21 protein-coding genes and 2 pseudogenes are annotated in these 26,915 nt (G+C 59.4%); 13 read left to right on the top strand and 10 right to left on the bottom strand.

Translation table 11 applies throughout. The features are described 5' to 3' along the window. Positions 1–49 precede the first annotated feature (49 nt). From lexA to AC07W5_RS13605, 7 genes and pseudogenes are all read left to right on the top strand, one after another. On the top strand, positions 50–667 hold the full coding sequence (gene lexA, locus AC07W5_RS13635; RefSeq protein WP_494993303.1) for a transcriptional repressor LexA: 618 nt from the start codon (positions 50–52) through the stop codon (positions 665–667). Beyond that, on the top strand, positions 667–1,284 hold the full coding sequence (gene imuA, locus AC07W5_RS13630) for a translesion DNA synthesis-associated protein ImuA (RefSeq protein ID WP_495023585.1): 618 nt from the start codon (positions 667–669) through the stop codon (positions 1,282–1,284). Before lexA ends, imuA begins: the two co-directional genes overlap by 1 nt. Positions 1,285–1,291: 7 nt before the next feature. Then, positions 1,292–2,707 (top strand): Y-family DNA polymerase, encoded by a 1,416-nt coding sequence (locus tag AC07W5_RS13625; RefSeq protein ID WP_494993301.1) that lies wholly within the window; start codon positions 1,292–1,294, stop codon positions 2,705–2,707. Then, a complete protein-coding gene (locus tag AC07W5_RS13620) occupies positions 2,683–5,781 on the top strand; it encodes an error-prone DNA polymerase (protein WP_495023584.1) in 3,099 nt (1,032 codons plus the stop codon). The genes AC07W5_RS13625 and AC07W5_RS13620 overlap by 25 nt, the downstream gene beginning before the upstream one ends. A gap of 207 nt (positions 5,782–5,988) precedes the next feature. Then, a pseudogene (locus AC07W5_RS13615) lies at positions 5,989–6,075 on the top strand (GntR family transcriptional regulator); the annotation flags it as partial. 168 nt (positions 6,076–6,243) lie between these two features. Continuing rightward, positions 6,244–6,477, top strand: coding sequence for a hypothetical protein (locus tag AC07W5_RS13610; RefSeq protein WP_494993299.1), 234 nt, complete (start codon positions 6,244–6,246; stop codon positions 6,475–6,477). Positions 6,478–6,536: 59 nt separating this feature from the next. Next, positions 6,537–6,839, top strand: a complete 303-nt coding sequence (locus AC07W5_RS13605) for a hypothetical protein (RefSeq protein WP_494993298.1) — start codon at positions 6,537–6,539, stop codon at positions 6,837–6,839. 105 nt (positions 6,840–6,944) lie between these two features. Here the strand turns inward: AC07W5_RS13605 and AC07W5_RS13600 are convergent, their stop codons facing one another. From AC07W5_RS13600 to AC07W5_RS13590, 3 genes and pseudogenes are all read right to left on the bottom strand, one after another. Further along, on the bottom strand, positions 6,945–7,094 hold the full coding sequence (locus AC07W5_RS13600) for a hypothetical protein (RefSeq protein WP_495011476.1): 150 nt from the start codon (positions 7,092–7,094) through the stop codon (positions 6,945–6,947). Positions 7,095–7,194: 100 nt separating this feature from the next. Beyond that, positions 7,195–7,857, bottom strand: a pseudogene (locus AC07W5_RS13595) (sterol desaturase family protein); the annotation flags it as partial. A 335-nt stretch (positions 7,858–8,192) separates the two neighbouring features. Further along, on the bottom strand, positions 8,193–9,056 hold the full coding sequence (locus AC07W5_RS13590; RefSeq protein WP_494993296.1) for a LysR family transcriptional regulator: 864 nt from the start codon (positions 9,054–9,056) through the stop codon (positions 8,193–8,195). 229 nt (positions 9,057–9,285) lie between these two features. Between AC07W5_RS13590 and AC07W5_RS13585 the strand changes: the two genes are divergently transcribed. Further along, positions 9,286–11,913, top strand: a complete 2,628-nt coding sequence (locus AC07W5_RS13585; protein ID WP_495023583.1) for an MGH1-like glycoside hydrolase domain-containing protein — start codon at positions 9,286–9,288, stop codon at positions 11,911–11,913. Next, complete coding sequence (locus tag AC07W5_RS13580) at positions 11,856–12,563, top strand: substrate binding domain-containing protein (protein ID WP_495023582.1); 708 nt, start codon at positions 11,856–11,858, stop codon at positions 12,561–12,563. Before AC07W5_RS13585 ends, AC07W5_RS13580 begins: the two co-directional genes overlap by 58 nt. A gap of 93 nt (positions 12,564–12,656) precedes the next feature. On the opposite strand, the gene AC07W5_RS13575 is transcribed toward AC07W5_RS13580, so the two are convergent. Beyond that, a complete protein-coding gene (locus AC07W5_RS13575) occupies positions 12,657–12,971 on the bottom strand; it encodes an SCP2 sterol-binding domain-containing protein (RefSeq protein ID WP_494993293.1) in 315 nt (104 codons plus the stop codon). Between the two features lie 51 nt (positions 12,972–13,022). Beyond that, complete coding sequence (locus tag AC07W5_RS13570) at positions 13,023–13,733, bottom strand: histidine phosphatase family protein (protein ID WP_494993292.1); 711 nt, start codon at positions 13,731–13,733, stop codon at positions 13,023–13,025. Positions 13,734–13,938: 205 nt separating this feature from the next. On the opposite strand from AC07W5_RS13570, the gene sohB reads away from it, so the two are divergent. Continuing rightward, positions 13,939–14,961 (top strand): protease SohB, encoded by a 1,023-nt coding sequence (sohB, locus tag AC07W5_RS13565; protein ID WP_494993291.1) that lies wholly within the window; start codon positions 13,939–13,941, stop codon positions 14,959–14,961. 104 nt (positions 14,962–15,065) lie between these two features. Here sohB and AC07W5_RS13560 read toward each other — a convergent pair whose 3' ends face one another. Together AC07W5_RS13560 and AC07W5_RS13555 are read right to left on the bottom strand one after the other, a co-directional pair. After that, positions 15,066–15,560, bottom strand: coding sequence for a DUF934 domain-containing protein (locus AC07W5_RS13560; RefSeq protein WP_494993290.1), 495 nt, complete (start codon positions 15,558–15,560; stop codon positions 15,066–15,068). Further along, positions 15,544–17,202 carry a nitrite/sulfite reductase gene (locus tag AC07W5_RS13555; protein ID WP_495011472.1) on the bottom strand — a complete coding sequence of 553 codons (1,659 nt, stop codon included), beginning with the start codon at positions 17,200–17,202 and terminating at the stop codon, positions 15,544–15,546. The genes AC07W5_RS13560 and AC07W5_RS13555 overlap by 17 nt, the downstream gene beginning before the upstream one ends. 465 nt (positions 17,203–17,667) lie before the next feature. Between AC07W5_RS13555 and AC07W5_RS13550 the strand changes: the two genes are divergently transcribed. Then, positions 17,668–18,753, top strand: coding sequence for an ABC transporter substrate-binding protein (locus AC07W5_RS13550; RefSeq protein ID WP_495011534.1), 1,086 nt, complete (start codon positions 17,668–17,670; stop codon positions 18,751–18,753). A gap of 8 nt (positions 18,754–18,761) precedes the next feature. Here the strand turns inward: AC07W5_RS13550 and AC07W5_RS13545 are convergent, their stop codons facing one another. Together AC07W5_RS13545 and metH are read right to left on the bottom strand one after the other, a co-directional pair. After that, positions 18,762–18,980 (bottom strand): DUF2970 domain-containing protein, encoded by a 219-nt coding sequence (locus tag AC07W5_RS13545; protein ID WP_495011471.1) that lies wholly within the window; start codon positions 18,978–18,980, stop codon positions 18,762–18,764. An 88-nt stretch (positions 18,981–19,068) separates the two neighbouring features. Beyond that, positions 19,069–22,779, bottom strand: coding sequence for a methionine synthase (gene metH / locus AC07W5_RS13540; protein ID WP_495023581.1), 3,711 nt, complete (start codon positions 22,777–22,779; stop codon positions 19,069–19,071). A 154-nt stretch (positions 22,780–22,933) separates the two neighbouring features. Here metH and AC07W5_RS13535 point away from each other — a divergent pair, with 154 nt between their 5' ends. Both AC07W5_RS13535 and nfuA read left to right on the top strand, forming a co-directional pair. Further along, positions 22,934–25,225, top strand: coding sequence for a fatty acid cis/trans isomerase (locus AC07W5_RS13535; RefSeq protein WP_495023580.1), 2,292 nt, complete (start codon positions 22,934–22,936; stop codon positions 25,223–25,225). Between the two features lie 100 nt (positions 25,226–25,325). Further along, positions 25,326–25,910, top strand: a complete 585-nt coding sequence (gene nfuA / locus AC07W5_RS13530; RefSeq protein WP_007946504.1) for a Fe-S biogenesis protein NfuA — start codon at positions 25,326–25,328, stop codon at positions 25,908–25,910. Positions 25,911–26,113: 203 nt separating this feature from the next. On the opposite strand, the gene cobM is transcribed toward nfuA, so the two are convergent. Next, entirely contained in the window at positions 26,114–26,860 is a 747-nt protein-coding gene (cobM, locus tag AC07W5_RS13525; RefSeq protein WP_494993285.1) for a precorrin-4 C(11)-methyltransferase, read from the bottom strand. Positions 26,861–26,915: the final 55 nt, after the last annotated feature.

Below are 26,915 nucleotides of genomic sequence, written 5' to 3'. Positions count from 1 at the left end.
GTTGTTGACGACTGTCGGCTCTTGTCAGAGAAATCCGACAGGAGTACAAATGTACTCCATGACGACTTTAACTCCCCGCCGTACTGCCATCCTGACCTTTATCCGCGACCGCATCGCGCAACAAGGTCAGCCACCGAGCCTCGCCGAGATCGCCGAGGCTTTTGGTTTTGCCTCGCGCAGTGTGGCGCGCAAGCATGTGGTGGCCCTCACCGAAGCCGGTTTCATTGAGGTCAACGCCAATCAGGCGCGAGGTATTCGTTTGTTGAATCAGCCACCCAGGCCCGAACTGCTGGATATTCCGGTGCTGGGGCGGGTGGCCGCCGGTGCACCGATCGGTGTCGATGCCCAGGTGCACAGTCGGCTGATGCTGGACCCGGCGATGTTTTCGCGGATTCCGGATTACCTGCTGCGGGTGCAGGGTGATTCGATGATCGAAGACGGCATTCTCGACGGCGATCTGGTGGGCGTACGGCGCAGTGCCGAGGCTGAAAACGGTCAGATCGTGGTGGCGCGGCTCGATGGTGAAGTCACGATCAAACGCTTTGAACGGGTCGCAGGGGGCGTGCGTTTGCTGCCGCGCAACCCGGCCTATGCGCCCATCGTTGTGCACGCCGATCAGGACCTGGCCATCGAAGGGGTGTTCTGTGGGTTGGTGAGGCGAGGATGATGGGTGCCGTCATTGCTCTGGATACTCTGTTCAATGCTGGCCAGGTCTGGAAAGGCCGGCCCGCCGCGCCACCGGCCAGCCCTCAACCGACAGGCCATTGGGCGCTGGATGCGGCGTTGCCCACGGGTGGCTGGCCAGAAGCGGCCCTGACGGAAATCCTGATTGCCGGGCAGGGTGTCGGTGAGTTGCAACTGGTGTGGCCGACCCTGGCGCGGTTATCCGCCGTGGGCGAACGAATTGTCCTCGTGGCGCCGCCCCATGTGCCATATCCGCAGGCCTGGCAGAACGCTGGCGTGGACCTGCGTCAGCTGTCGGTGATTCAGGCCAGTGAGCGCGATGCCCTGTGGGCGGCGGAACAATGCCTGCGCTCGGGCAGTTGCGGCGCGGTCCTGTGTTGGCCGCAGAAGGCTGATGACCGTGCCTTGCGCCGCTTGCAGGTGGCGGCCGAAACCGGTCAGACCCTGGCGTTCGCCTATCGCTCGATCAATGAAGCCATCAATCCTTCACCAGCCGCCTTGCGTATCGCCATCGATACCCGGCCCGCGCAACTGCGGGTACTCAAGTGCCGTGGTGGTCTGGCCCGCTCGGCGCCGATCTCCTTTGCGACAGGGCATTGAGGTTGGTATGCGCTGGGTCTGTATTCTTTTCCCGCAGCTTGCTCTGGATGCTGTGCTGCGTCAGCGGCCCGATCCCGATGAACCGCTGGCGCTGCTGACGGGCACTGCGCAACGCCGGGTGGTGCAAGCGGTGAACGCCTCCGCTCGGGCGCTCGGCCTGCGACCCGGGCAATCGCTGACCGCCGCTCATGCCTTGACCAAAGCCTTTGCCAGCGCCGAATACGACGTTGCTGATATCGAGCAGTGGCAGCAATTTCTCGCGGCCTGGGCCTACCGCTTCAGCTCCCAGGTCAGCGTGTTTTATCCCCGGTCCTTGTTGTTTGAAATCGAATCGAGTCTGGGCCTGTTCGGACCCTGGCCACAGTTCGAGGCGCGGCTGCGGGCGGAACTCACGGAACTGGGCTTTCGCCATCGCATCGTCGCAGCCCCCAATCCGGCGGCCGCGCGGGTGTTGGCTAACGCTTACGACGGCCTGGCAGTGCCGGACAATGAAACCTTGCGCCGGATCCTGGGGCAGATGCCCATTGATCGCGTCGGGCTGGAGCAGGACGTCGCCACTGCCTTGTCGCGCATGGGCTTGCGGACCTTGAGTCAGGTTCAGGCGCTGCCACGCCATACCCTGGCGCGACGCTTTGAAGCCCAGGTGCTCAAGCACCTCGACACGTTAATGGGAGATCGGCCGCTGGTCCTGGCGTTTTACCAGCCGCCGGACCGCTTTGACGTGCGCATCGAGCTGAATTTCGATGTCCTGTCCCATCAGGCGCTGCTGTTCCCGTTGCGTCGGCTCACCGGCGATCTGTCGGCTTTTCTCTGTGGGCGGGACAGCGGCGTGCAGCGTTTTGATCTGCATCTGGAACATGCCGGGTTGCCGGACACGCAGGTCAAGGTCGGCTTGCTCAGCGCCGAGCGCGACCCGGCGATGCTCTTCGAACTGGCTCGCGGTCGACTGGAACAGGTGCAAGTGGAGTCTGCGGTTCGGGGCTTTCGCCTGGTGGCCCATGACTTGCCCAGGTTCGTCCCGCAACATCGGGAACTGTTCGAGGAGCGCCCGCAGCAATCCTTGCCCTGGGAGCAATTGCGCGAACGCCTGCGTGCGCGGCTGGGCGATGACGCGGTGCAGGGTCTGCGCTGGCAGGCCGATCACCGGCCGGAGCACAGTTGGCAGCCGAATGCCGATAGCCAGACGTGCCCGCCGAGCCTTGGCGTGCAACGTCCGGGCTGGCTGCTCACAGAACCGCTGCAGGTGCACGAAGGCGCGGCGCGGATTCTCATGGGGCCGGAGCGTATCGAGTCCGGCTGGTGGGATGGCGGCGATGTGCGTCGCGACTACTACCTGATCGAAACCCGCTCCGGCCAGCAGGCCTGGGCCTGGCGCACGGTGGGTGAGAGCGGGCCTTTGTGGCTGCAAGGCTGGTTTGCATGAGTGTCGAGTATGCCGAACTGCACTGCCTGTCGAACTTCAGTTTCCAGCGCGGAGCCTCCAGTGCCCGCGAGCTGTTCGAACGGGCCAGGCGTCAGGGTTATCAGGCTTTGGCGATCACCGACGAGTGCACCCTGGCCGGCATCGTCCGCGCCTGGCAAGCCGCTAAAGAGGTGGAGTTGCCGCTGATCATCGGCAGCGAAATGCGCATCGAAAATGGCCCGAAACTGGTGCTCCTGGTGGAGAACCTGGAGGGCTACCAAACGCTTTGCCGACTCATCACCCGAGCCCGGCGTCGTGTGGCAAAGGGGCAGTACCAAGTGCTGCGCGAGGACTTCAACGAACCGTTGCCGGGACTGCTGGCGTTGTGGATGCCCGATACCCTCGAGGTTGGCGGGGAAGGGCGCTGGCTGCGCAAGCTCTTCGGCGATCGATTGTGGCTGGCCGTCGAGTTGCACTGCGGTCAGAACGATGCCCGACGGCTTGCGGGTTTGCTGGATCTGGCCGCTGCCCTGGAAATTCCGGCGGTGGCCAGCGGCGATGTGCATATGCACGCGCGCGGGCGCCGCGCCTTGCAGGACACCATGACCGCGATCCGTCATCACGTGCGCGTCGCCGAGGCCGGGCAACGCTTGCACCCCAACGGCGAACGGCACTTGCGCAGCCTTGATGCATTGCAGGCACTCTATCCGCCGCAACTGCTTGAAGAGTCAACGCGCATTGCCCGACGCTGTACCTTCGAGCTCGGCCAATTGCGCTATCAGTACCCGCGTGAACTGGTGCCTGAAGGGAAGACGTCGAAATCCTGGCTGCGCGAACTGACCGAACGGGGTATGCGCTGGCGCTGGCCTGAAGGTGTGGAAGACAAGGTGCTGGCGCTGATCGAAAAAGAACTGAAGCTGATCAGCGAGATGGGTTACGAGAGTTACTTCCTCACCGTCCACGACATCGTTCGCTTTGCTCGTGATCGCAACATTCTCTGCCAGGGACGCGGTTCGGCGGCCAACTCGGCGGTGTGTTATGCCTTGGGCATCACTGAAATCAATCCCAGCCTGATGAACATGCTGTTCGAGCGTTTCCTCTCCAAAGAGCGCAACGAGCCGCCGGACATCGATGTGGATTTCGAGCATGAACGGCGTGAAGAGGTTTTGCAGTATGTGTTTCAGCGCTATGGCCGGACCCGCGCGGCGCTCACGGCCGTGGTCAGCACCTACCATGGTGCCGGCGCGGTGCGGGATGTGGCCAAGGCCCTCGGTTTGCCACCGGATCAGGTCAATGCGCTGGCCGATTGCTGCGGCCATTGGAGTGATGAACCGCCTTCCGTGGAGCGCCTGCGTGAAGGCGGTTTCGACCCGGACAGCCCGGTGCTGCGCCGGGTGCTGAGCCTGACAGGGCAACTGATCGGATTTCCCCGGCATCTGTCCCAGCATCCGGGTGGTTTCGTGATTTCCGAGCAACCGCTGGACACTCTGGTGCCGGTAGAAAACGCGGCCATGGCCGAGCGTACGATCATCCAGTGGGACAAGGATGATCTGGACATGGTCGGCCTGCTCAAGGTCGATATTCTCGCCCTCGGCATGCTCAGTGCCATCCGCCGCTGTTTCGACCTGCTGCGCCGTCATCGCGGTCTGGATTTGAGTCTGGCGCAGGTGCCGAAAGAGGACCCGAAAACCTACGAAATGATCGGTCGTGCCGACACCATCGGGGTATTCCAGATCGAGTCCCGGGCGCAGATGTCAATGCTGCCAAGGCTCAAGCCGAAGGAGTTTTACGACCTGGTGATCGAGGTGGCTATCGTGCGGCCCGGCCCGATTCAGGGCGGGATGGTGCATCCGTACTTGCGGCGGCGTAACAAAGAGGAGCCTGCAACCTATCCGTCCGAAAAATTGAAGACAGTCCTGGAGCGCACTCTGGGGGTGCCGCTGTTTCAAGAACAGGTCATGCAGATCGCGATTGTTGCCGCCGATTACAGCCCGGGTGAAGCCGACCAGCTACGCCGCTCCATGGCTGCCTGGAAACGTCACGGCGGTCTGGAACCGCATCAGGTACGGCTCAAGGAAGGCATGCTGAAAAATGGCTACACCGCCGAGTTCGCCTCGCAGATTTTCGAGCAGATCAAGGGCTTCGGCAGTTATGGTTTTCCCGAGTCTCATGCCGCCAGTTTTGCCTTGCTGACCTATGCCAGTTGCTGGTTGAAATGCCACGAACCGGCGGCCTTTGCCTGTGCGCTGATCAACAGCTGGCCGATGGGTTTCTACAGCCCGGACCAGATTCTTCAGGACGCTCGCAGGCATCATTTGCAGATCCGTGCGGTGGACGTGCGCGCCAGCGATTGGGACTGCAGTCTGGAACCTGTCCACGGTGAGCAGCCGGCGATTCGCATGGGGTTGCGGATGATCCGTGGTTTTCGCGAGGACGATGCCCGGCGCATTGAAGCGGCACGCTTGGCCGGAGAATTTGTCGATATCGCCGATCTGGGTGAACGGGCGCAGCTCGACTCCCGGGCCCGGGAGCAACTGGCCGACGCGGGTGCCTTGCGCGGGCTGGCCGGGGATCGGCATCGGGCGCGCTGGATCGTTGCCGGCGTGCAGAAACAGCTTGGATTGTTCGCCGGTTTGCCGAGTCAGGAGGAACCCGGGGTGTCCTTACCCAAACCGACGGTGGGTGAGGACCTGCAAGCCGACTACGCCAGCGTCGGCACGACCCTGGGCCCGCATCCGCTGGCCTTGCTACGTGACGAACTCAAAGCCCGGCGCTGCCGCAGCTCGCGGGAATTACTCGAGGTCGAGCATGGGCGTAATGTCAGCGTCGCCGGGCTGGTCACCGGCCGGCAAAGACCCGGGACCGCCAGCGGCGTGACGTTCGTCACCCTGGAAGACGAGTTCGGCAACGTCAACGTGGTGGTCTGGCGCGACCTGGCTGAACGTCAGCGGCAGGTATTGGTGGGTTCGCAATTGCTGAAGGTTGACGGCACGCTGGAGACCGAGGGTGAAGTGCGGCATCTGATTGCCGGGCGGTTGAGCGATTTGAGCTCGCTGCTGACGGGGATCAGCGTGCGTAGCCGGGATTTCCGTTGAGCACGGATGATCGTTCCCACGCTCTGCGTGGTAACGCATCCCGTGACGCTCTGCGTCACAGCCGAAGGCGGACGCGGAGCGTCCATGGCGGCATTCCCACGCGGAGCGTGGGAACGATCATCAGGGGATGACCATCCAGATCAAGTTGATCTACTTCGCGCAAACCCTGAACAATCCGGTATTGCTCGACTGATTTCGCAAGCTGATCTCGCGGGCATCGAGAAGGCGATTCTGGATGTCGCTGCGACGCTGAAGTCTGAGTATCACCCGCTCAAGCATCTGATCGAGGTTTGAAGCCGCTGGGTATCTCTCGGTCAAGCCGATCATCAAAGTGCGGCGGACTGACGAACGGGCACCACTGGTCTGATTGACGGTCGACAGAAGGGCATAGGCGAGGCCATGCTGATATCTGGTAATTGCGATAAAACGCGGTTGCCACCGATCAACAAACGGAGGTGTTCCATGCCGGTGAACCATGACCTTTATCAGGATTTGGGCTGCACGAAGGACGTCATTAAAGAAAAGAGCGCCAACGATCCCCATCTCCACTCGTTGCTTGAGAAATACACACGCATCGATGCCGACGTGCAGAAGGCTGAGGCTGCGGCGCTCGCTGATGATCAACTGAAGAAGCTCAAAGAGAAGCGTGTGGACATCAAAAAACAGATATCCAACCAGTTGAAGAATCAATCCTGAATCTGTGAAATCCTGAGCGAGGCTGCGCAGACTCCTGTGCACCCCGCCAGATTGGCTCGATGACCGATGAACAAGTAAATGGAACGGCCATAAATGCTAACGCCTCGAACTATCAGGGACTGATTTTTCAGGCTCCATGGGAGGTGACCATGAGTCATCCAAGATTTCCCAGTGAAGAGCAGGGCGGTTATGACCCGATGCAGAGGTCCCCTCAACCCTTGAGTCCAGGACGTATGACGGTTCATCCAGAGAACGCGCCGGGTACTGATGAACTGCCGGACAACGAAGCACTGCGTTCGCTGGATGAGGACGATGAAGCGGCGAATGATGCGGAGCAGGTGCGTGAAAAAACTGACAACTGAGGTGTCCGACGCTTGAGCGCGTTACCTGACTGACTGGCATTAGCACAAGCCCGGCCCCTGAGTCGGGCTTTTCATATCTGGCTTATTTTGCGTTTGCCCGTTTCTCTACCCACCGCTACTCGGTGATGACGCAGTTGACGGTGTCCAACTGACCGGCTGCACCTTGGTCGGTACCAGCAGCAGGAATGCTGCGATGGCAATCACCAGCAACAGAACAATGTGGCGAATTTTGACTCGACGGGGGGAATGATTCATCAAATGATAACTCCTGTCTGGGCCGGGATAGTCCACTGTGTCATCTCACACATTGCCAGCATGGGCGATCCCGTTGTTAGTGGGCCAGAGGCGGGGGGATTGATTGGGAGCGTTCGGGCTCCCAATACAGGGTGCCGAAAAGATAGTCCGTCAGTGGGAAAACGATATTGAAATTGCATTCCTGCATCAGCTCGGGACGGTGATGCAGCTCATGCAGACGGCGCATCTGGCGAATCCACGGCAGGCGCGCGAGTGGGTTGCTGTGCGGCAGATGCTCGCAGGCGTGGAACACTTCATAGGCCAGATAACCAAGAATCATGCAGCCGGCAAACAGCCCGGCGACGTTGGCATTGAGCTGCTTGAGCAACCACCAGGCGGGCAGGGTAATCACCAGGCTGTGCAACACGATCAGCCAGGCCGGGAACAGAATCACCCGCCAGTCGCGGGCACTGTCATAGGTCATGTAGCCTGGCACGAAAAAACTGTGGTGGTCACCGGTATGCCGCGCATAAAACATTCGCGCAAATGACTTTTTGTGATGCCCCAGATGCCGATGCACGGTGTAGATGCAAACGTTGAAAAACAGCAAGGTCAGGGGTACCGCCAACCATTCCAGCGGCTGCACCCGGTCCAGGGTGTGCCAGAAAAAACCGATGCACAGCAGACCAAAAACCAGCACAAAACCACCGTGCAGCCACGGGTTGTAGAGTGGATGAATGCTGGCGCGATAACGCATGCGCAATGCTTGAGTGGTCTGGCCCACCGCGGTCTCCTGTTTTAAGTGTTATTGAAAGAAGATTAGCCCCAGCCGAATTATCCAGCGAATGGATATTCGGAATGGGTGTTCAAGCGAGGCAACGCAATGATTCAATGCAAACGCACCTACAGCCCCGCAGACACCCACGATGGTTACCGGATGCTGGCCGAGTGGCTGGAAGACGAAGTTGATCGAGGCGGGGGCTGTAGGAGCCGAGCTTGCTCGCGATGCAGGCAGCGCGGTCTGTCTGTTTCACCGTGGTGATGTCATCGCGAGCAAGCTCGGCTCCTGCAAGGCCGGTGTTAACCTGGATATCGGCGTAGATTTCGCCTTAATCCTTATCAAATCAGCGGATCCCAGCGTTGAGACCAGTCACCGTCAGCCTTGACCACTTCTCTGAGCAGCTCGAACGCCAGCTGCAAGGTTGCCGAGTCACGATCCCGTGAGTAGACCAGGTAAGTCGGGTAACTGAATTCCGGTGCCTTGGGCACCCGCTCCAGTACGCCGCTGTCGAGATAGCTTTGCACCACTCGGGTCCGGAAATAGCCGCAACCGCCATTTTCGAGGATGTACTGCAACGCCAATGGCCCGAGGTTGAAGCTGATGGCGGCTTTTGCATTGTCCGGCAGCGCAGCGTCGTGTTGCCGCCGAAAGTCTTTGCCCCAATCGATATAGACATACGGCTGCGGATTGGCCGCCAACCGAACCTGAATGAGCTTTTCTTCCAGTAACTGCTCGACTTGCAGGCGTGGCCAATATTCGGGTTGATAGACCAGGGCTGCGTCCAGCACTCCCAGCTCAAGCTGGCGCAACAGGTTTTCGCCATCGCGAATTTCCGTGCGCAACGCATGGCTTGGAATCTTTTCGCGCAACTTGCGAGCCCAACTGAGCATCAACGGGTTGCACAGGCTGACCTCACCCCCGATATGCAGCACGTTACGGTAACCGTCAGGCAACGGCAGATCGCGACGGGCCGCTTCCCAGGTCTGCACCAATTGATTGGCATAGACCACAAAGGCTTCGCCATCCGGGGTCAACCGGGCACCGGCGCGATTGCGTACGAACAAAGTGCAGGAGAGCTGACTCTCGAGCTTTTGCACGCGTGCGGTAATGGCGGTCTGAGTGACATGCAGCTTCTCGGCTGCCGAGGCAAGACTTCCGTGGCGCACGATCTCCAGGAAAGTGCGGGCTAGATCGATGTCCATGGGCATCCCGGTATTCAAAAGGCTTTGCAGTGTAGAGCAACAGCCGCCGTTGCCGCACACCAACAGCGCGGTATGTGCTGTAGGAGCAGCCGGTCGACGCTCGATTGCTCGCTACGCAGGCAGCGCGGTCTGTCTGTTTCACCGCGGTGATGCTATCGCGAGCGAGCTCGGCTCCTACAGGATCAGCACGCACTACACTGCAAATCACCCCGAACCCATGGAAGTCCCCATGACGGCAGCGAATATTCTCGAGACGGTTGAGGGTCAACGCCTGGCGGGTGTTGATGCCGATCGCTGGCGTGAGTGGGGGCCGTACTTGAGTGAACGGCAGTGGGGCACGGTACGCGAGGACTACAGTGCCGATGGCGATGCCTGGCGCTACTTCCCCCATGATCATGCCCGCAGTCGTGCCTACCGCTGGGGCGAGGACGGGTTGGCGGGGTTCTCGGACAAGGCGCAGCACTGGTGCCTGGGGCTGGCGTTATGGAACGAACGCGACCCGATTATCAAGGAGCGGTTGTTCGGTCTGAACAATGCCGAGGGCAACCACGGCGAAGATGTCAAAGAACTCTATTTTTACCTCGACGGGGTGCCGAGTCATGCCTATATGCGCATGCTCTACAAATACCCTCAGGCGGCGTTTCCCTATGATGATCTGGTCACCGAAAACGCCCGTCGCGGCCTTGCGGATACCGAGTACGAAGTCCTCGACACCGGGGTCTTCGAGGACGATCGTTATTTCGATATAACGGTTGAGTATGCCAAGCACACGCCGGATGACATTTTCATGCGGGTCACAGTAGAGAACCGTTCCGATCAACCGGCGCGCTTGCGCGTGTTGCCGCAGCTCTGGGCGCGCAATACCTGGAGCTGGGATGCTGATGGGCACAAGCCAGGTCTTGCCCTGAGCGGCGAGCACGTCATCGCGCGGCTCGCACATCGAGCCGACATGCAGGCCACTGCCTGGGGGCAGCCAGGCTGCGAGTGGTTGTTCTGCGACAACGAAACCAACTTTCCGAAACTCAATGGCCTGATGGCAACCGGACCGTTCAAGGACGGAATCAACGACTACATAGCCAACGGCGCCGGCAGCGCCATACGACGCGATGCAGGTACACGGATGGCGGCGCATTTCACGCTGGAACTCGCGGGACGGGAAAGCAAAAATGTCTTCCTGCGCCTGGCTCCGGCGGGCGCCGAGCGGGTCAATGCCAGAACCTTGTTCGAGCAGCGGCGTGCCGAGGCCGACGACTATTACGCTGCGCTGCAAGCTGACCTCGACGATGCAGACGCGCGCAATGTTCAGCGCCAGGCACTGGCCGGGTTGTTGTGGTCCAAGCAACTGTATTATTTCGACGTCAATCAATGGCTGGACGGTGATCCCACCCAACCGTCGCCACCCCCGCAGCGTGTCCACATCCGCAACACCCATTGGCGGCATCTCTCCAATTTCGACATCGTCTCCATGCCGGATACCTGGGAATACCCGTGGTATGCCTCATGGGACCTGGGCTTTCAGGCGGTGGCCTTTGCGTTGATTGATCCGGGTTTCGCCAAGCAGCAGTTGCTGCTATTGGTCAAAGACCGCTTCATGCACCCCAACGGCCAATTGCCGGCTTACGAATGGCGCTTCGACGACGCCAATCCACCGGTCCATGCCTGGGCTTGCTGGCGGGTTTATCAGCGCGATAAGGCCCTGACCGGCACCGCTGACATGGACTTCCTCGAGCGGATTTTCCACAAACTGCTGTTGAATTTTTCCTGGTGGGTAAACCGCAAGGATGCCGAGGGCCGTAACTTGTTTCAGGGCGGTTTTCTGGGGCTCGACAACATTGCGCTGTTCGACCGCTCAGCCGCGCTGCCACCGGGCTACCAGCTCGATCAGGCTGACGGTACGGGGTGGGTTGCTGCCTACTCCCTGGACCTGATGCGCATCGCCCTTGAACTGGCCAGGCGCAACGCGGTGTATGTCGACATCGCAGTGAAGTTCTTCGAGCACTTCCTGTACATCGCCGGGGCGATCAACCGCGTTGATAGCACCTCTGAAGGGCTGTGGGATGAACAGGACCGGTTTTTCTACGACGTTCTGCACCGTCCAGACGGCCAGAGCGAACCGCTGCGGTTGCGTTCCATTGTCGGGTTGATGCCGCTGTTTGCGGTGCAGGTACTGGAACAGCATGAGCACGAGGGATTGCCGGGTTTGCGCGAGCGTCTGTTCGCATTCATACGGCATCGCCCGGACCTTGCCAATCTGGTTTCACGCTGGACCGAGCCGGGTGAAGGCAATCGCTTCCTGCTGGCGCTGCTGCGTGGCGAGCGCACCAAAGATTTGCTCAAACGCATGCTCGAGGAAACCGAATTTCTCTCCGAGTTCGGTATTCGCTCGCTCTCCAAAGCCTTCGCCGACCAACCTTTTGCCATGCAAATGAACAGTAATACGTTGTGCGCCCGCTATGAACCGGCGGAATCCGGCTCGCGGCTGTACGGCGGGAACTCCAATTGGCGCGGGCCGCTGTGGATGCCGATCAATTACATGCTGATCGATTCATTGCGTGAGTTTCATCGTTACTACGACAACAGTTTTTCGGTCGAATACCCCAGTGGGTCGGGCTATTTTGCGTCACTGGCTGAGGTCGCCGACCGCTTGAGTCAGCGTCTGACGAAGCTGTTTCTACTGGACGAAAACGGCTGCCGGCCGTCGATGTCCGGGTATCCGCAATTGCAGGCCGATCCGGCCAGTCGCGATCTGCTGTTGTTCCATGAGTACTTTCATGGCGAGACCGGGCGCGGCTTGGGGGCTTGTCATCAGACCGGGTGGAGCGCGTTGGTGGCATTACTGTTGCAAAAGCAAACCTGAGCCAGGGCGCCCGTGACGGCATCGGTGAGTTGCGTGGGGTGTTGCGGATCAATGCGCCGATGTCGTTCGGTCTGCGGCGGTTGGGGCCGCTGATCCCGGTGTTTCATGAGTTGCACCCGAAAGTCGAACTGCAACTGGTGCTCAGCGATCAGCAGGTCGATCCGGTGCGCGGTGGTTTTGATGTCACGATCCGGATTGCCAGCCTGCCGGACTCGTCTTTATTGACTCGACCTTTGGCTCCGGCCCCGCGGGTGCTGGTGGCCTCACCAGCTTATCTGGCGCGATCGGGTACGCCGCAAACGCCGCAGCAATTGAGTGCACACCAATGTCTGGGTTACTGCTACCTGCAAAGCGGCGTGAGCCTGGCGTTAAGTAGAGGCCAGGAATCTCAGCGTGTGCAAATGAACGGACCGATGAGCGCCAACAACGGCGATCTGCTGGCCCAGGCAGCAGAGGCGGGGATGGGGATTGCCTTGTTGCCGAACTTCATCGTTGACGAGGCGTTGGCCGCAGGCAGGCTGGTGACGGTGCTGGAGGACTGGAGTGCGCCGCCGATCACGATCAATGCGGTGTACCTGAGTGCCCGACATGTGCCGAAAAAGATTCGGACTCTTACCGATTTTCTGGTGGAGCAGTTGAGCGACTCATGAGGCAAAAGTCCGGGCCTTGGATACACGAATCCCGCCATAAAGGCGGGATTCGTTTGCAGCCGGATGTGCTCCCGATGGCCGGGAGCCGTGTGCTCAGGACGGGAACAGTTCGCTCAGCTTCATCGCCAGCATCATGTCGCCTTCGGCGCGCAGTTTGCCGCCCATGAAGGCCTGCATGCCGTCGGTCGAACCGTCGACGATGCCTTCCAGGGTTTCGCCGTCCATCACCAGAGTAACCTGGGCGTCAGGGTTTTCGCCTTCTTTCAGCTCGCAGGTGCTGTCTTTTACGACCAGCGAGAAGTTTTTGGTGTCATCGATGCGAAAACCGAATACCAGGTCCAGGCCCGCAGCGGCGGCTGGGTTGAACTTGGCTTTCATTGCTTGTACGGCGTCAGCTACGGAGGTCATGGTTCGATCCTTTTATGGGTGATTACAACAAGGGTCACAGTTAGCCGGTACTCAGCGGAAGGTGATGAGTTCCGGGGCCTTCAGCAGTTGCAAATGTGCATGACTGTTGAAGGAAGCCAGGGTCACCTCGCGATCACGAAACTTGATCAGGTTGAGCGAGGTGTTGACGATTTGCCAATTCAGTTCAAAGGCCTGCGCGGCAGGCATTCGGGTAATCAGGTGGAGCAGGGCGGTGATAGTACCGCCGGAAGTAAACACGGCGATCTTCTGAGTGTTGTCCGCTTGTTCGAGGATGCGCTGCAAACCTGCCTGGACACGCCCGACAAAACCCAGCCAGCTTTCCAGCCCCGGAGTGTCATAGGCGCCGCTGAGCCAGCGTTCGATGATCAAGGCGAAGATCCGCTGGAACTCTGCACGGTTTTGCGTGGCATTGCGCAGGATATCCAGCGCTTCGGGTTCATCCGGCAGCAGGCCTGGAAGCAGGGCGCGGATGATGGCGTCGGCATCGAACTCGTTGAAGGCCGAGTCGATTTCAAGGGGCGGAACCGGCATGCCGACGGCCCTGAACTGTTCAAGCGCCGAGCTGGCGGTGTGCTGTTGCCGGCGCAAGTCGCCCGACAAACAGCGATCGAAGTTCAGGCCAAGTTCAGCCAGGTGGCTGCCGAGCACTTGCGCCTGGCGTATACCGGTCGGTGACAGCACGTCATAGTCGTCTGCACCGAATGAGGCCTGGCCATGTCGAATCAAGTAGATGCTGCCCACGTCCGCGTCGTCCCGGTGCGTTGTAAGTTTTGCGAGGTTATGAGGATGCCGGTGGGCTGTCAATGAAAAAACATACGCTTGTTTGAAATGTCCGTTGGAGGCCCGTTACAGCAGGTTTCACGGCTGGCCGTAAGGCGGGCGCATGGGTATGCTTGAGGTATCCCGCGCCCGATTGTTCAGCGGCGCACAGTATTAAGGAGTCCCTGTGGAGTTTCTTGCCGAGTACGCAAGTTTTTTGGCTAAAACCGTCACCTTGGTCATCGCTATTCTGGTGGTCCTGGCCAGTTTCGCGGCCCTGCGCAGCAAAGGCCGGCGCAAGGCTGGGGGCCAGTTGCATGTCAACAAACTCAACGATTTTTATAAAGAGCTGCGTGAGCGCCTCGAGCAGGCCTTGCTGAGCAAGGATCAACTCAAGGCCTTGCGCAAATCCCAAGGCAAGCTCGAGAAAAAGCAGAAGAAACAACCGGAGGCCAAGCCACGGGTATTCGTGCTAGATTTCGACGGCGACATCAGAGCCTCCGCCACTGAAAGCTTGCGCCACGAAATCACCGCGCTGTTGGCCCTCGCCACGCCCAAGGATGAAGTGGTGCTGCGCCTTGAGAGTGGTGGCGGCATGGTCCACAGCTACGGTCTGGCTTCTTCGCAACTGGCGCGAATCCGTCAGGCTGGCGTGCCGCTGACCATCTGCATCGACAAGGTCGCAGCCAGCGGCGGCTACATGATGGCCTGCATCGGCGAGAAGATCATCAGCGCGCCGTTCGCCATCCTCGGTTCGATCGGTGTGGTGGCCCAGCTGCCCAACGTCAATCGCCTGCTGAAAAAGCACGATATCGACTTTGAGGTACTGACCGCCGGTGAGTACAAGCGCACCCTGACTGTGTTTGGCGAAAACACCGAGAAGGGCCGGGAGAAATTCCAGGAGGAACTGGACATCACCCATCAACTGTTCAAGAACTTCGTCTCGCGCTACCGCCCGCAACTGGCCATCGACGAAGTGGCGACTGGCGAAGTCTGGCTGGGTGTTGCAGCACTGGACAAACAACTGGTTGACGAACTGAAGACCAGCGACGAATACCTCTCCGAACGCGCCAAGGGCGCCGAGCTGTACCACCTGCACTACGCCGAACGCAAAAGCCTGCAAGAGCGCGTGGGGCTGGCGGCGAGCGGTTCGATCGATCGTGTGTTGTTGAGCTGGTGGAGTCGTTTGACGCAGCAGCGGTTCTGGTAAATCGCTTTGCTGCTTCCCCTGTAGGATTGGACTAATCTGGCAGACACAAAAAAGCCCTGAAACCTGGATGTCCGGTTTCAGGGCTTTTTGTTTTTGCCTGTCGTTTAGCGTCGACGGAACAGCGGCAGCGGTTCGTCGGTGGCGGCCTGATAGGTCACCGAGAAGTCCTTGAGGCTTTCCAGGGCTTCGTACGGGTCTTTGTCTGCGCGCAAGGCGTAGGCATCGAAGCCGCAACGGTGCAGGTAGAACAGCTGGTCACGCAGCACGTCGCCGATGGCCCGCAGTTCACCCTTGTAGCCAAAACGATCACGCAGCAGGCGAGCGTTGGAGTAGTTGCGGCCGTCGGTGAAGGCCGGAAAGTTCAGGGCAATTACCTGGAAGTCTGCGATGTCGTCGCCGATTTCCTCGGCTTCTTCATCCGCGTCCAGCCAGACACCCAGACCGCCGTCACGGGCCTTGAGGGCGTGAGCGTGGTCACGCCACAGGGCCAGCGGGACGATCAGGTCGTCGCAGTTGGAAATGCCGTCGAGGGTCGCGTCCTTGGGCAGCAAGTGCCAGGTTTCGTCGACGACCTCGTTGTTCTTAATTATTCGTTGCATAGACGCGCTCCTTGAAGAGGTCAATGCCGATACGTTGGTAAGTGTCGATGAAGCGCTCGTCTGGAGTACGTTGTTCGACGTACACGTCGATCAACTTCTCGATCACGTCAGGCATTGCATCCTGGGCGAAGGATGGGCCGAGGATCTTGCCCAGGCTGGCATCGCGGCTGGCGCTGCCACCGAGGGAGACCTGGTAGAACTCTTCGCCTTTCTTGTCCACCCCGAGAATGCCGATATGGCCGACGTGGTGGTGACCGCAGGCGTTCATGCAGCCGGAAATGTTCAGGTCCAGCTCACCGATATCGAACAGGTAGTCCAGATCGTCGAAACGACGCTGGATCGATTCGGCGATAGGGATCGACTTGGCGTTGGCCAGGGAGCAGAAGTCACCGCCCGGGCAGCAGATGATGTCGGTCAACAGGCCGATGTTCGGCGTGGCGAAACCGTGCTCGCGCAACTCGCCCCACATGGCGAACAACTGGCTCTGTTCGACGTCGGCGAGAATGATGTTCTGCTCGTGGGAGGTGCGCAGTTGACCGAAGCTGTAGCGGTCGGCCAGATCTGCAATCGCGTCCAGCTGCTTGTCCGTCACATCGCCAGGGGCAACGCCGGTCGGTTTCAGCGACAGGGTCACGGCAACATAACCCGGCTTTTTGTGCGCCAGGGTGTTGCGGGTACGCCAGCGGGCGAAACCTGGATGCTGTTTGTCGAGTTCGGCCAGCTCTTCGGTCTGGTCGACCAGGGCTTTGTAGTCCGGGTCGACGAAGTGCTTGGCGACACGATGCACTTCGGCGTCGGTCAACGTGGTTTGGCCGCCGCGAAGGTGGGCCATTTCCGCGTCGACTTTTTCGGCGAACACTTCAGGTGTCAGTGCCTTGACCAGAATCTTGATCCGGGCCTTGTACTTGTTGTCACGACGGCCGTAGCGGTTGTAAACACGCAAAATGGCGTCGAGGTAGCTCAACAGGTCTTGCCACGGCAGGAACTCATTGATGAAGGCGCCGACCACCGGCGTCCGGCCCAGACCGCCACCCACCAACACCCGGAAGCCCAGCTCGCCAGCGGCGTTGTGCACCGGCTCAAGGCCGATATCGTGGACTTCAATGGCCGCGCGGTCCGAGGTCGAACCGTTGATGGCAATCTTGAACTTGCGCGGCAGGTAGGCGAATTCAGGGTGGAACGTCGTCCACTGGCGAACGATCTCGCACCATGGGCGCGGATCGATCAATTCATCGGCAGCGACACCGGCGAACTGGTCGGTGGTGACGTTGCGCAGGCAGTTACCGCTGGTTTGAATGGCGTGCATCTGCACGGTTGCCAATTCAGCCAGGATATCCGGGATGTCTTCCAGCGCCGGCCAGTTGAACTGCACGTTCTGCCGGGTGCTGATGTGGGCATAGCCCTTGTCATAGTCGCGAGCGATCCTGGCCATCATTCGCGCCTGGCGCGAAGTCAGTTGGCCATAGGGCACGGCAACCCGCAGCATCGGGGCAAAGCGTTGGATATAAAGACCATTTTGCAGGCGCAGGGGGCGGAATTCTTCTTCGCTCAGCTCGCCTGCCAGATAGCGTCGGGTCTGATCACGGAACTGCTTGACGCGGTCCTCGATGATCCGCTGATCGTACTCGTCATATACGTACATAGGTGTCCTGTTCTCAGGCTGCAAATCTGCGCGCACGGCCGCGCACTCCCAACGGAGCCGAGGCACGATACCAGTTTGCAGTTATGCGCAAAAGTGATGTTTGAGTATATGCAAAGAACCAAAACGACTAATGAGATTGAGTATTGTCTTACCCCCATTTGTGGTGCGGGCAATACTGGACTTAACTGTGCTCGAGTCTTTATGCAATCACCGATAAAACCGACAAGAGGCGATGCAATGAGCAACCCAACCAAAGCAAGGAAAAGCGACAGCAGTGTCGACGCGTGGGCGATTTTTTTTCTGATCATCCTGGTGGTATCGACCGCAGTGTTCTGGGTCAGCCATCAATAAGCGACCTGTCCGGGCCCTGAACCGACGATTGTCGGACAAAAACGGCAATGAAGCGCAGTTTGCCAGCATTTTGCCAGCTATAATGCGCGGCTAATTCCCGGGGCTCGGATGACCATGTTGAAGTTCCTCTGTGGTGCGTTGCTGGCGTTTGGCACGGTTTTCGGGCCTGCTGCGCAGGCGGAGTCAGTGTTGTTCCTGAATCCGGGAATCAGCACGGAAACGTTCTGGGTCAGCTATTCGCAATTCATGCAGGCTGCGGCCAAGGATCTTGGCATGGACCTGCAAATTCTCTATGCCGAGCGAGTGCCCGAGACCAATCTCAAGCAGGCTCGTGAAGCCCTTCAAGGGCCCAATCGTCCGGATTATCTGGTGTTCGTCAACGAGCAATATGTCGCTCCGGAAATCCTGCGCCTGTCCCAGAGTAGCGGCGTGAAGCTGTTTATCGTCAATAGTGGCCTGACGCCCGACCAGCTCAAGCTGTTGGGTGAGCACGGCAGCAAGTATCCCGACTGGATTGGCAGCATGGTGAACAATGATGATGACGCCGGTTACCTGATGCTCAAGGAGTTGATCCGTCAGCACGGCCCTGTGGCGTCAGGCCAGACCATCGATCTGTTGGCGTTCTCCGGGATAAAAATCACCCCGGCTGCACAGTTGCGTGAGCAGGGCCTGCGGCGGGCCCTGGCTGAGCATCCTGAAGTGCGATTGCGTCAGTTGGTGTATGGCGAGTGGAGTCGTGAGCGAGCCTATGAACAGGCCAGGCAACTGCTCAAGCGCTATCCGCAGACTGCATTGATATGGTCGGCGAACGACCAAATGGCCATGGGGGCGATGAAGGCGTTGGAGGAGGTGGGAGGCCTGCCTGGGAAAGATGTGTTGTTCAGCGCGGTCAACAGTTCGCCAGAGGTGTTGCAGGCGCGTGTCGATGGTCGTCTGAGTGCACTGGTCGCCGGGCATTTCACCCTCGGTGGCTGGGCCATGGTGCTGTTGCATGACCACGCCCAGGGGATCGATATCGCCCGCCACGGTGGTCGGACCCGACAAGTGCCTTTGCTGCAGCTGATCGACCGGCAGCAGGCGCAGCGTTTATTGGGACTCAAGCAAACCGGGGATTACAAAGTCGACTTTCGCGCACTCTCGGCACAAGGCAAACCGTCCTCATACCGCTATCCGTTCAGCCTGCAACTATTGATGCGCTGACCAGCGCTTCAAACACCCGCCAAATGCAAGACCAGTTTCACGATACCGAACAGCGTCAGCGCGAAGACCGCCGTGAACAGGATACCCAGTATCACGAAGTGACTGGGTTTGCCGCGAGTGAAATCCCGGGCGCGATTCTTCCCGCTTTGCACGCCGAACGCAGCGGCCATCACACTTTGCAGCATCTGCCAGAAGGTCGGTGGCTTGTTCTTGGCTGGATCGTCCATAAATCCCTCGACACGGGTTGCGTGAAGAGAGCATAGACGTCCAGGGATGGTGTGGCGAGAGAGCTTGCTCCCTCGCCACAGGGTGTGGTCAGTTGTCGTAACCCAGGTTAGGCGCCAACCAACGCTCACTCACACTCAAGTCCTGACCCTTGCGCGCGCTGTAGCTTTGCACCTGGTCCTTGTCGATCTTGCCCACGGCAAAGTACTGCGCTTGCGGGTGGGCGAAGTACCAGCCACTGACGGCCGCTGCCGGGAACATTGCGTAGTGCTCGGTGAGGAATACGCCGCTGCGGCCGGCTTTGAGTTCTGTCGCAGCAGGGTCCAGCAGCTTGAACAACGTGCCTTTTTCGGTGTGGTCCGGGCAGGCCGGGTAGCCGGGGGCAGGGCGGATACCGCTGTATTGCTCTTTGATCAGCGCTTCGTTATCGAGCTGTTCGTCCTTGGCATAACCCCAGTAGTCTTTGCGCACCTGCTGGTGCAACCACTCGGCGCAGGCCTCCGCCAGACGGTCAGCCAGGGCCTTGACCATGATCGAGTTGTAGTCGTCGCCCTTGTCCTGATAGGCCTTGGCCACTTCTTCGGCACCGATCCCGGCGGTGGTGATAAAACCGCCGACATAGTCGGTGATGCCGCTGTCTTTCGGTGCGACGAAGTCGGCCAGCGAGAAGTTCGGCTTACCGTCGGTCTTGATGGTCTGCTGGCGCAGATGATGCAGCTTGGCCAATGGTTGGCCGTCGTCGCCGTAGACTTCCAGGTCATCGTCCTGCACTTGATTGGCCGGCCAGAAGCCGAACACTGCACGGGCGCTAATGAGTTTTTCGTCGATCAGCTTGGCGAGCATTTCCTGAGCATCGGCAAATAACGAGGTGGCTGCTTCGCCCACGACTTCATCGGTGAGGATGCGCGGGTACTTGCCGGCCAGGTCCCAGGAAATGAAGAACGGCGTCCAGTCGATGTATTCGGCCAGAACCTTGAGGTCGATGTTGTCCAGTACCTTGGCGCCGGTGAAGGTCGGCTTGACCGGCTGGTAGCTGCTCCAGTCGAACTGCGGCTTCTTGGCGATCGCCACCGGGTAGCTCAAGCGTTCGGTACGGGCGCTGCGGTTGGCGGTGCGCTCGCGGACTTCGATGTATTCCAGGCGGGTCTTTTCGACGAAGCCGGGTTTCAATTCTTTGGATAGCAACTGGGTCGCCACGCCCACGGCGCGTGAGGCGTCGGTGACGTAGACCACCGCGTCGTTGCTGTACTTGGGCTCGATCTTCACCGCGGTGTGGGCTTTGGAGGTGGTCGCACCGCCGATCATCAGCGGCAGATAGAAATCCTGGCGCTGCATTTCGCGGGCGACGTGGACCATTTCGTCCAGCGACGGGGTGATCAGGCCGGAGAGACCGATGATGTCGCACTTCTGTTCTTTGGCCACCTGGAGGATTTTCTCTGCCGGCACCATCACGCCGAGGTCGACGATGTCGTAGCCGTTACAGCCCAACACCACACCGACGATGTTCTTACCGATGTCGTGCACGTCACCCTTGACCGTGGCCATGAGGATCTTGCCCTTGGCTTCCGGTTTGTCGCCTTTTTCCAGCTCGATGAACGGGATCAAGTGGGCCACGGCCTGCTTCATGACACGGGCGGATTTCACCACCTGTGGCAGGAACATTTTGCCGGAGCCGAACAGATCACCGACGATGTTCATGCCGGACATCAGCGGGCCCTCGATCACTTCGATCGGGCGCGCGAACGACAGCCGGGATTCTTCGGTGTCTTCGACAATGTGCGTAGTAATGCCTTTGACCAGCGCATGCTCCAGACGCTTGTTGACGTCCCAGCTGCGCCACTCGCCCGTTTCGGCTTCCTTGACGCTGCCGTCGCCCTTGTACTTGTCGGCGATGGCCAGCAAGGCGTCGGTGCCTTCCGGCGTGCGGTTGAGCACCACGTCCTCGACGGCATCGCGCAACTCGGCCGGGATCTGGTCGTAGATCTCCAATTGGCCGGCGTTGACGATGCCCATGCTCAGGCCGTTGCGGATCGCATGTAGCAGGAACACCGAGTGGATCGCCTCGCGCACCGGGTTGTTGCCACGGAACGAGAACGACACGTTGGACACGCCACCGCTGGTCAGCGCATGGGGCAGGTGGTCGCGGATATAGGCGCAGGCGTTGATGAAGTCGACCGCGTAGTTGTTGTGTTCTTCGATGCCGGTGGCGATGGCAAAGATGTTCGGGTCGAAGATGATGTCTTCCGGCGGGAAGCCCACTTCGTTGACCAGGATGTCATAGGAACGTTTGCAGATTTCCTTTTTGCGCGCTTCGGTGTCGGCCTGACCGGCTTCGTCGAAAGCCATCACCACCACTGCAGCGCCGTAGCGCTTGCACAGTTTGGCGTGATGAATGAACTGTTCGACACCTTCCTTCATGCTGATGGAGTTGACGATGCCTTTGCCCTGGATGCACTTGAGGCCAGCTTCGATGACTTCCCACTTGGAGGAGTCGATCATGATCGGCACGCGGGAGATGTCCGGCTCACCGGCGATCAGATTGAGGAAGGTCACCATGGCCTTCTTCGAATCGAGCATCCCTTCGTCCATGTTGATGTCGATCACTTGCGCGCCGGCTTCGACCTGCTGCAGGGCGACTTCCAGGGCTTCGGTGTAGTTGTCTTCACGGATCAGGCGGGCGAACCTGGCGGAACCGGTGATGTTGGTCCGCTCGCCGACGTTGACGAACAGCGACTCGCGATTGATGGTGAACGGTTCCAGGCCCGACAGGCGGCAGGCCTTCGCGATCTCCGGAATCGGCCGCGGTGCGTAGTTGGCCACCGCTTTGGCGATCGCCTCGATGTGCCCGGGGGTGGTGCCGCAGCAGCCGCCGACGATGTTCAGGAAGCCACTTTGGGCGAACTCTTCGATGACTTTGGCAGTGTCTGCCGGCAGTTCGTCGTATTCACCGAATTCGTTCGGCAGGCCGGCGTTCGGGTGCGCTGAAACGTAGGTGTTGGCCTTGTCCGACAGTTCTTCCAGGTACGGCCGCAGTTCACGGGCGCCAAGGGCGCAGTTCAGACCGACAGAGATCGGCTTGGCGTGGCTGATGGAGTTCCAGAAGGCTTCGGTAGTCTGACCGGACAGGGTACGGCCGGAGGCGTCGGTGATGGTGCCGGAAATCATGATTGGCAGTTCGACGCCCAATTCTTCATACACACCTTGCACGGCGAAGATCGCTGCCTTGGCGTTCAAGGTATCGAAGATGGTTTCGATCAGGATCAGGTCGGCACCGCCTTCGATCAGGCCTTTGGTGGCTTCGGTGTAGTTTTCCACCAGCTCATCGAAGGTCACGTTGCGGTAGCCCGGATTGTTAACATCCGGTGACAGCGAGCAGGTGCGGCTGGTCGGGCCGAGCACGCCAGCGACGAAGCGCGGCTTGTCCGGGGTTTCCAGTGTCTTGGCGTCGGCCACCTTGCGCGCCAGGCGCGCACCTTCTACGTTTAGCTCGTAGACCAGTGCTTCCATGCCGTAATCGGCCTGGGACACTTGGGTGGCGTTAAAGGTGTTGGTTTCGAGAATGTCGGCGCCAGCATCCAGATACGCCTTCTCGATCGCCCCGATCACGTCCGGGCGGCTAAGAATCAACAGGTCGTTGTTGCCTTTGACGTCGCTCGGCCAGTCAGCGAAGCGTTTGCCACGGTAGTCCTGTTCCTCGAGCTTGTAGCTCTGGATCATCGTGCCCATGCCGCCATCGAGAATCAGGATGCGCTCTTTGAGGGCTTGATGGAGAGCTTGAAGGCGAGCGCTGCGATCGGACATAGGACTACCTGGAAAGGCCAATACAAAGAAGGGCGATGATAGCAAACCTGTGTGCTTTTAGAGCATGACAGGCTTTTGCATGAATATCGCTCATGTTGGTGGCCGGGTTAGACCGGTAGAATCGCGACGTTTTTCTATCGCCGGAACCAGGGACATGTCTTATCGCGTTGTCATCGGCAGTATTTTGCTGCTGTTAAGTTTCGCCGCCACAGCGCAAGGTCCGGCGCCAGCGATTTCCTATACCCGTGATATTCAACCGATCTTTACCGATAAGTGCGTGGCCTGCCATGCCTGCTATGACTCCGCCTGTCAGCTCAATCTGGGCAGTGGGGAGGGTGCGGCACGGGGCGCTACGAAAATGCCGGTCTATAACGGCCAGCGCAGTCAAGCCTCAAGGCCGACGCGGCTGTTCTACGACGCCTTTGGCAAGGCGGCCTGGCAGCGTGAGGATTTCTATTCAGTGCTCGATGCTCAGGGCAGCCAGGCGGCGCTGATGGCGCGAATGCTTGAACTGGGCCACAAAACGCCACTTCGGCCCAACGCGAAGTTGCCCGAGGAGATCGTTTTGGGCCTCGAGCGCGAGAACATGTGCCCAATGCCGGGCGAGTTTGACAGCTATGCCGGTGCACATCCCAAAGAGGGCATGCCGCTGGCGGTGACGGGCCTGACCGATCAGCAGTACCAGACCCTGCAACGCTGGTTGGCGTCAGGGGCGCCGATCGATGATCAAGGCCTGGCGCCCAGTGCCCAGGAGGCGTTGCAGATTGTTCAGTGGGAAAGCCTGCTCAATGCCCCGGGCGCTCGGGAAAGCCTGGTCGCTCGATGGCTGTTTGAGCATTTGTTCCTGGCACACATCTATTTCAAGGGCGGTGAGCCGGGGCATTTCTTCCAATGGGTGCGTTCGCGTACGCCGCCGGGGAAGCCGATCGACCTGATCGCCACCCGTCGTCCAAATGACGACCCCGGTACTCAGATCTATTACCGCTTGTGGCCGGTGCAGGGTGTGATCGTGCACAAGACCCACATCACTTTTGGCCTGGGCCCGGCAAAAATGGCGCGGGTCAAAACCCTGTTCTACAGCGGTAACTGGCACGTCAATGCGTTGCCCGGTTACGGGCCGGAGCGGCGGGCCAATCCGTTCGAAACGTTCGAGGCGATTCCGGCGCAGGCGCGTTATCAGTTCATGCTCGATAATGCCGAATACTTTGTGCGGACCTTTATCCGTGGTCCGGTCTGCCGAGGGCAGATTGCTACTGACGTGATTCGCGACAACTTCTGGGCGTTGTTCCAGGCGCCGGAACATGACCTGTACATCACCAACCGCAACTACCGCACTAAGGCAACGCCGTTGCTGGCGATGCCGGGACAAAATGATGATGTCGGCAGTGTCTTGACCCTGTGGCACAACTATCGCGACAAGCGCAACGAATATGAAGCCTTGCGCCGGGACACCTACGCCGATGCGCCAGCACCAAGCTGGTCGAGCCTGTGGGCCGGCAACGACAACGCCTTGCTGAGCATTTTCCGCCACTTCGACAGCGCCTCGGTGAACAAAGGCTTGATCGGTGACGTACCGCAAACGATGTGGCTGTTCGACTATCCGTTGCTGGAACGCACGTATTATCAGTTGGCGGTCAATTTCGATGTATTCGGAAACGTTTCCCACCAGGCCCAGACCCGTCTGTATTTCGACCTGATCCGCAACGGCGCCGAGCAGAACTTCCTGCGCCTGATGCCGGCTGATTCCCGGAACGATTATCTCGACGATTGGTACCAGAGCAGCGGCAAGTTCAAGATGTGGCTGGACTATGAAAGCATCGACAACGACAAACGCACCGCACTGAAGCTGGATGAAAAGGACCCGAAGCGCGATTTCGCCAACCAACTGCTGGCGCGCTACGGTGACTTGAACGCCAGGCCTGACCCGATCAATCGCTGTGACGGCGCGTATTGCTCACGGCCGAATATCGATCCGGCCCTGCAAGACGCCGAACAGGCCTTGAGTCGCCTGGTCTCGCGCCCGGCTGCGGGGCTTCGGGTCATCGATCAGTTGCCAGAGGCCACGATGCTGCGCATCGAGACCAAAAGCGGCAAGCGTGAGGTCTACAGCCTGCTGCGCAACCGCGCCCACAGTAACGTGGCGTTCCTGCTCGGCGAGGCGCTGCGTTATCAACCCGGATTGGATACGTTGACGATTTATCCAGGCGTACTCAGCAGCTATCCGAACTTCATCTTCAACATCCCGGCCGAGCAGGTTCCCGAGTTTGTTGCGCGAATGGAGAGCGCCAAGGATGCTGATCACTTCGAGAAAATCGTTGATCGCTGGGGAATTCGTCGCAGCCATCCACAGTTCTGGCAGTACTTCCATGACCTGACCGAGTACATTCGCGCAACCGAGCCGGTGGAAGCGGGCGTGCTGGACATGAACCGCTACGAGAACCTGTAGTCGATGGTGAGGATGGCCGGTTCTTTCCCGACAAAAATACTAGGACTTTGTCCGGAGCGATGATTGGCGTAAACTGCGTCCAAGCCTGCGAGGAGTTTCCATGACCGCTATTACCATTACCGATGCTGCCCACGATTATCTGGCTGATCTGCTTTCCAAGCAGAACACCCCGGGAATCGGCATCCGAGTCTTTATTACCCAGCCTGGCACCCAATACGCCGAAACCTGTATTGCCTATTGCAAGCCGGGCGAAGAAAAACCGGAAGATACCGCGCTGGGGCTCAAAAGCTTCACCGCTTATATCGATTCCTTCAGCGAAGCCTTCCTGGACGATGCCGTGGTTGATTACGCCACCGATCGTATGGGCGGCCAACTGACCATCAAGGCGCCAAACGCCAAAGTTCCGATGGTCAACGCTGACAGCCCGGTGAACGAGCGCATCAACTATTACCTGCAAACCGAAATCAACCCGGGGCTGGCCAGCCACGGCGGTCAGGTCAGCCTGATCGATGTGGTTGAAGACGGTATCGCCGTGCTGAAATTCGGCGGTGGTTGCCAGGGCTGCGGCCAGGCTGATGTCACCTTGAAGGAAGGCATCGAGCGCACACTGCTTGAGCGTATTCCGGAGCTTAAAGGTGTACGCGACGTCACCGACCATACGCAGAAAGAAAACGCCTACTACTAAGGTGTTCGCTGCAAACAGAAAAAACGGCGCCCCGTGAGCGCCGTTTTTTTATGCCTGGGATTTGAGGTGGTCATTAAATAGCCCTCGTATTGATCGTTCCCATGCTCCGCGTGGGAATGCAGCCCGGGACGCTCCGCGTCCCAGGAGCTGACGCAGAGCGTCCGTTGAGGTGTTCCCACGCGCGAGCGTGGGGACGATCATGTTCAGGGTCTGTACAAATGCGCATGCCCGGCACGATACAGCGACGATTCACTGAAATTGTCGCTGGCCAGCACCCGACCCACCAGGATGAGCGCGGTACGACGAAATCCCTTTGCCTGAACCTTTTCAGTAATATCAGCCAATGTGCCCACCACCCAATCCTGATCCGGCCAGGTGGCGCGATGAATCACTGCAATCGGGCAGTCCAGGCCATAGTGCGGGACCAGTTCGGCGATGATTTTCTCCAGATGATTGACCCCCAGATGAATCGCCATGGTCGCTCCATGCTGTGCCAGGCTGCCGAGTTCTTCCCCGGCCGGCATCGCCGTTTTGTCGGCATAGCGGGTCAGAATCACGCTCTGGGACACATCCGGTAGCGTCAGCTCCGCGCCCAGCAGGGCCGCGCAGGCTGCGGTTGCCGTCACGCCAGGGATGATTTCAAAGGGAATATTCAACTCGCGCAAATAGCGAATCTGCTCGCCAATTGCGCCGTACAGGCTCGGATCGCCGGAATGCACCCGGGCCACGTCCTGACCTTTGCCATGGGCGGTCTTGATCAATTCAATGATCTGCTCCAGGTGCAATTCTGCACTGTTGATCACCTGTTCGGCCTGGTGGCCTTCCAGCACGGCAGCGGGCACCAGCGAGCCGGCATAGATGATGACCGGGCAACTGCGGATCAGCCGCTGGCCTTTGACGGTGATCAGTTCCGGGTCGCCGGGACCTGCGCCGATAAAGTAGACGGTCATGGCTGTTTCCTGTGCAAAGTCGTGTCGGCAATGCTTCAGATGAAGATTGCTCATG

This window comes from Pseudomonas sp. GW821-FHT01E05 (genome assembly GCF_059422425.1).
Note: the sequence above shows the minus strand (reverse complement) of the source record. Positions and strands in the feature narration are given on the sequence as shown.

Excerpts from the sequence above, each read along its gene's own strand:
- cobM (WP_494993285.1), bottom strand. The coding sequence starts at position 26,860 with ATGACCGTCTACTTTATCGGCGCAGGTCCCGGCGACCCGGAACTGATC.
- AC07W5_RS13545 (WP_495011471.1), bottom strand. The coding sequence starts at position 18,980 with ATGGACGATCCAGCCAAGAACAAGCCACCGACCTTCTGGCAGATGCTG.
- AC07W5_RS13555 (WP_495011472.1), bottom strand. The coding sequence starts at position 17,202 with ATGTACGTATATGACGAGTACGATCAGCGGATCATCGAGGACCGCGTC.
- AC07W5_RS13575 (WP_494993293.1), bottom strand. The coding sequence starts at position 12,971 with ATGACCTCCGTAGCTGACGCCGTACAAGCAATGAAAGCCAAGTTCAAC.
- AC07W5_RS13535 (WP_495023580.1), top strand. The coding sequence starts at position 22,934 with ATGTCTTATCGCGTTGTCATCGGCAGTATTTTGCTGCTGTTAAGTTTC.
- AC07W5_RS13585 (WP_495023583.1), top strand. The coding sequence starts at position 9,286 with ATGACGGCAGCGAATATTCTCGAGACGGTTGAGGGTCAACGCCTGGCG.
- nfuA (WP_007946504.1), top strand. The coding sequence starts at position 25,326 with ATGACCGCTATTACCATTACCGATGCTGCCCACGATTATCTGGCTGAT.
- AC07W5_RS13590 (WP_494993296.1), bottom strand. The coding sequence starts at position 9,056 with ATGGACATCGATCTAGCCCGCACTTTCCTGGAGATCGTGCGCCACGGA.
- lexA (WP_494993303.1), top strand. The coding sequence starts at position 50 with ATGTACTCCATGACGACTTTAACTCCCCGCCGTACTGCCATCCTGACC.
- AC07W5_RS13625 (WP_494993301.1), top strand. The coding sequence starts at position 1,292 with ATGCGCTGGGTCTGTATTCTTTTCCCGCAGCTTGCTCTGGATGCTGTG.
- AC07W5_RS13605 (WP_494993298.1), top strand. The coding sequence starts at position 6,537 with ATGACCGATGAACAAGTAAATGGAACGGCCATAAATGCTAACGCCTCG.
- AC07W5_RS13550 (WP_495011534.1), top strand. The coding sequence starts at position 17,668 with ATGTTGAAGTTCCTCTGTGGTGCGTTGCTGGCGTTTGGCACGGTTTTC.
- imuA (WP_495023585.1), top strand. The coding sequence starts at position 667 with ATGGGTGCCGTCATTGCTCTGGATACTCTGTTCAATGCTGGCCAGGTC.
- AC07W5_RS13610 (WP_494993299.1), top strand. The coding sequence starts at position 6,244 with ATGCCGGTGAACCATGACCTTTATCAGGATTTGGGCTGCACGAAGGAC.
- AC07W5_RS13560 (WP_494993290.1), bottom strand. The coding sequence starts at position 15,560 with ATGCAACGAATAATTAAGAACAACGAGGTCGTCGACGAAACCTGGCAC.
- metH (WP_495023581.1), bottom strand. The coding sequence starts at position 22,779 with ATGTCCGATCGCAGCGCTCGCCTTCAAGCTCTCCATCAAGCCCTCAAA.
- AC07W5_RS13600 (WP_495011476.1), bottom strand. The coding sequence starts at position 7,094 with ATGAATCATTCCCCCCGTCGAGTCAAAATTCGCCACATTGTTCTGTTG.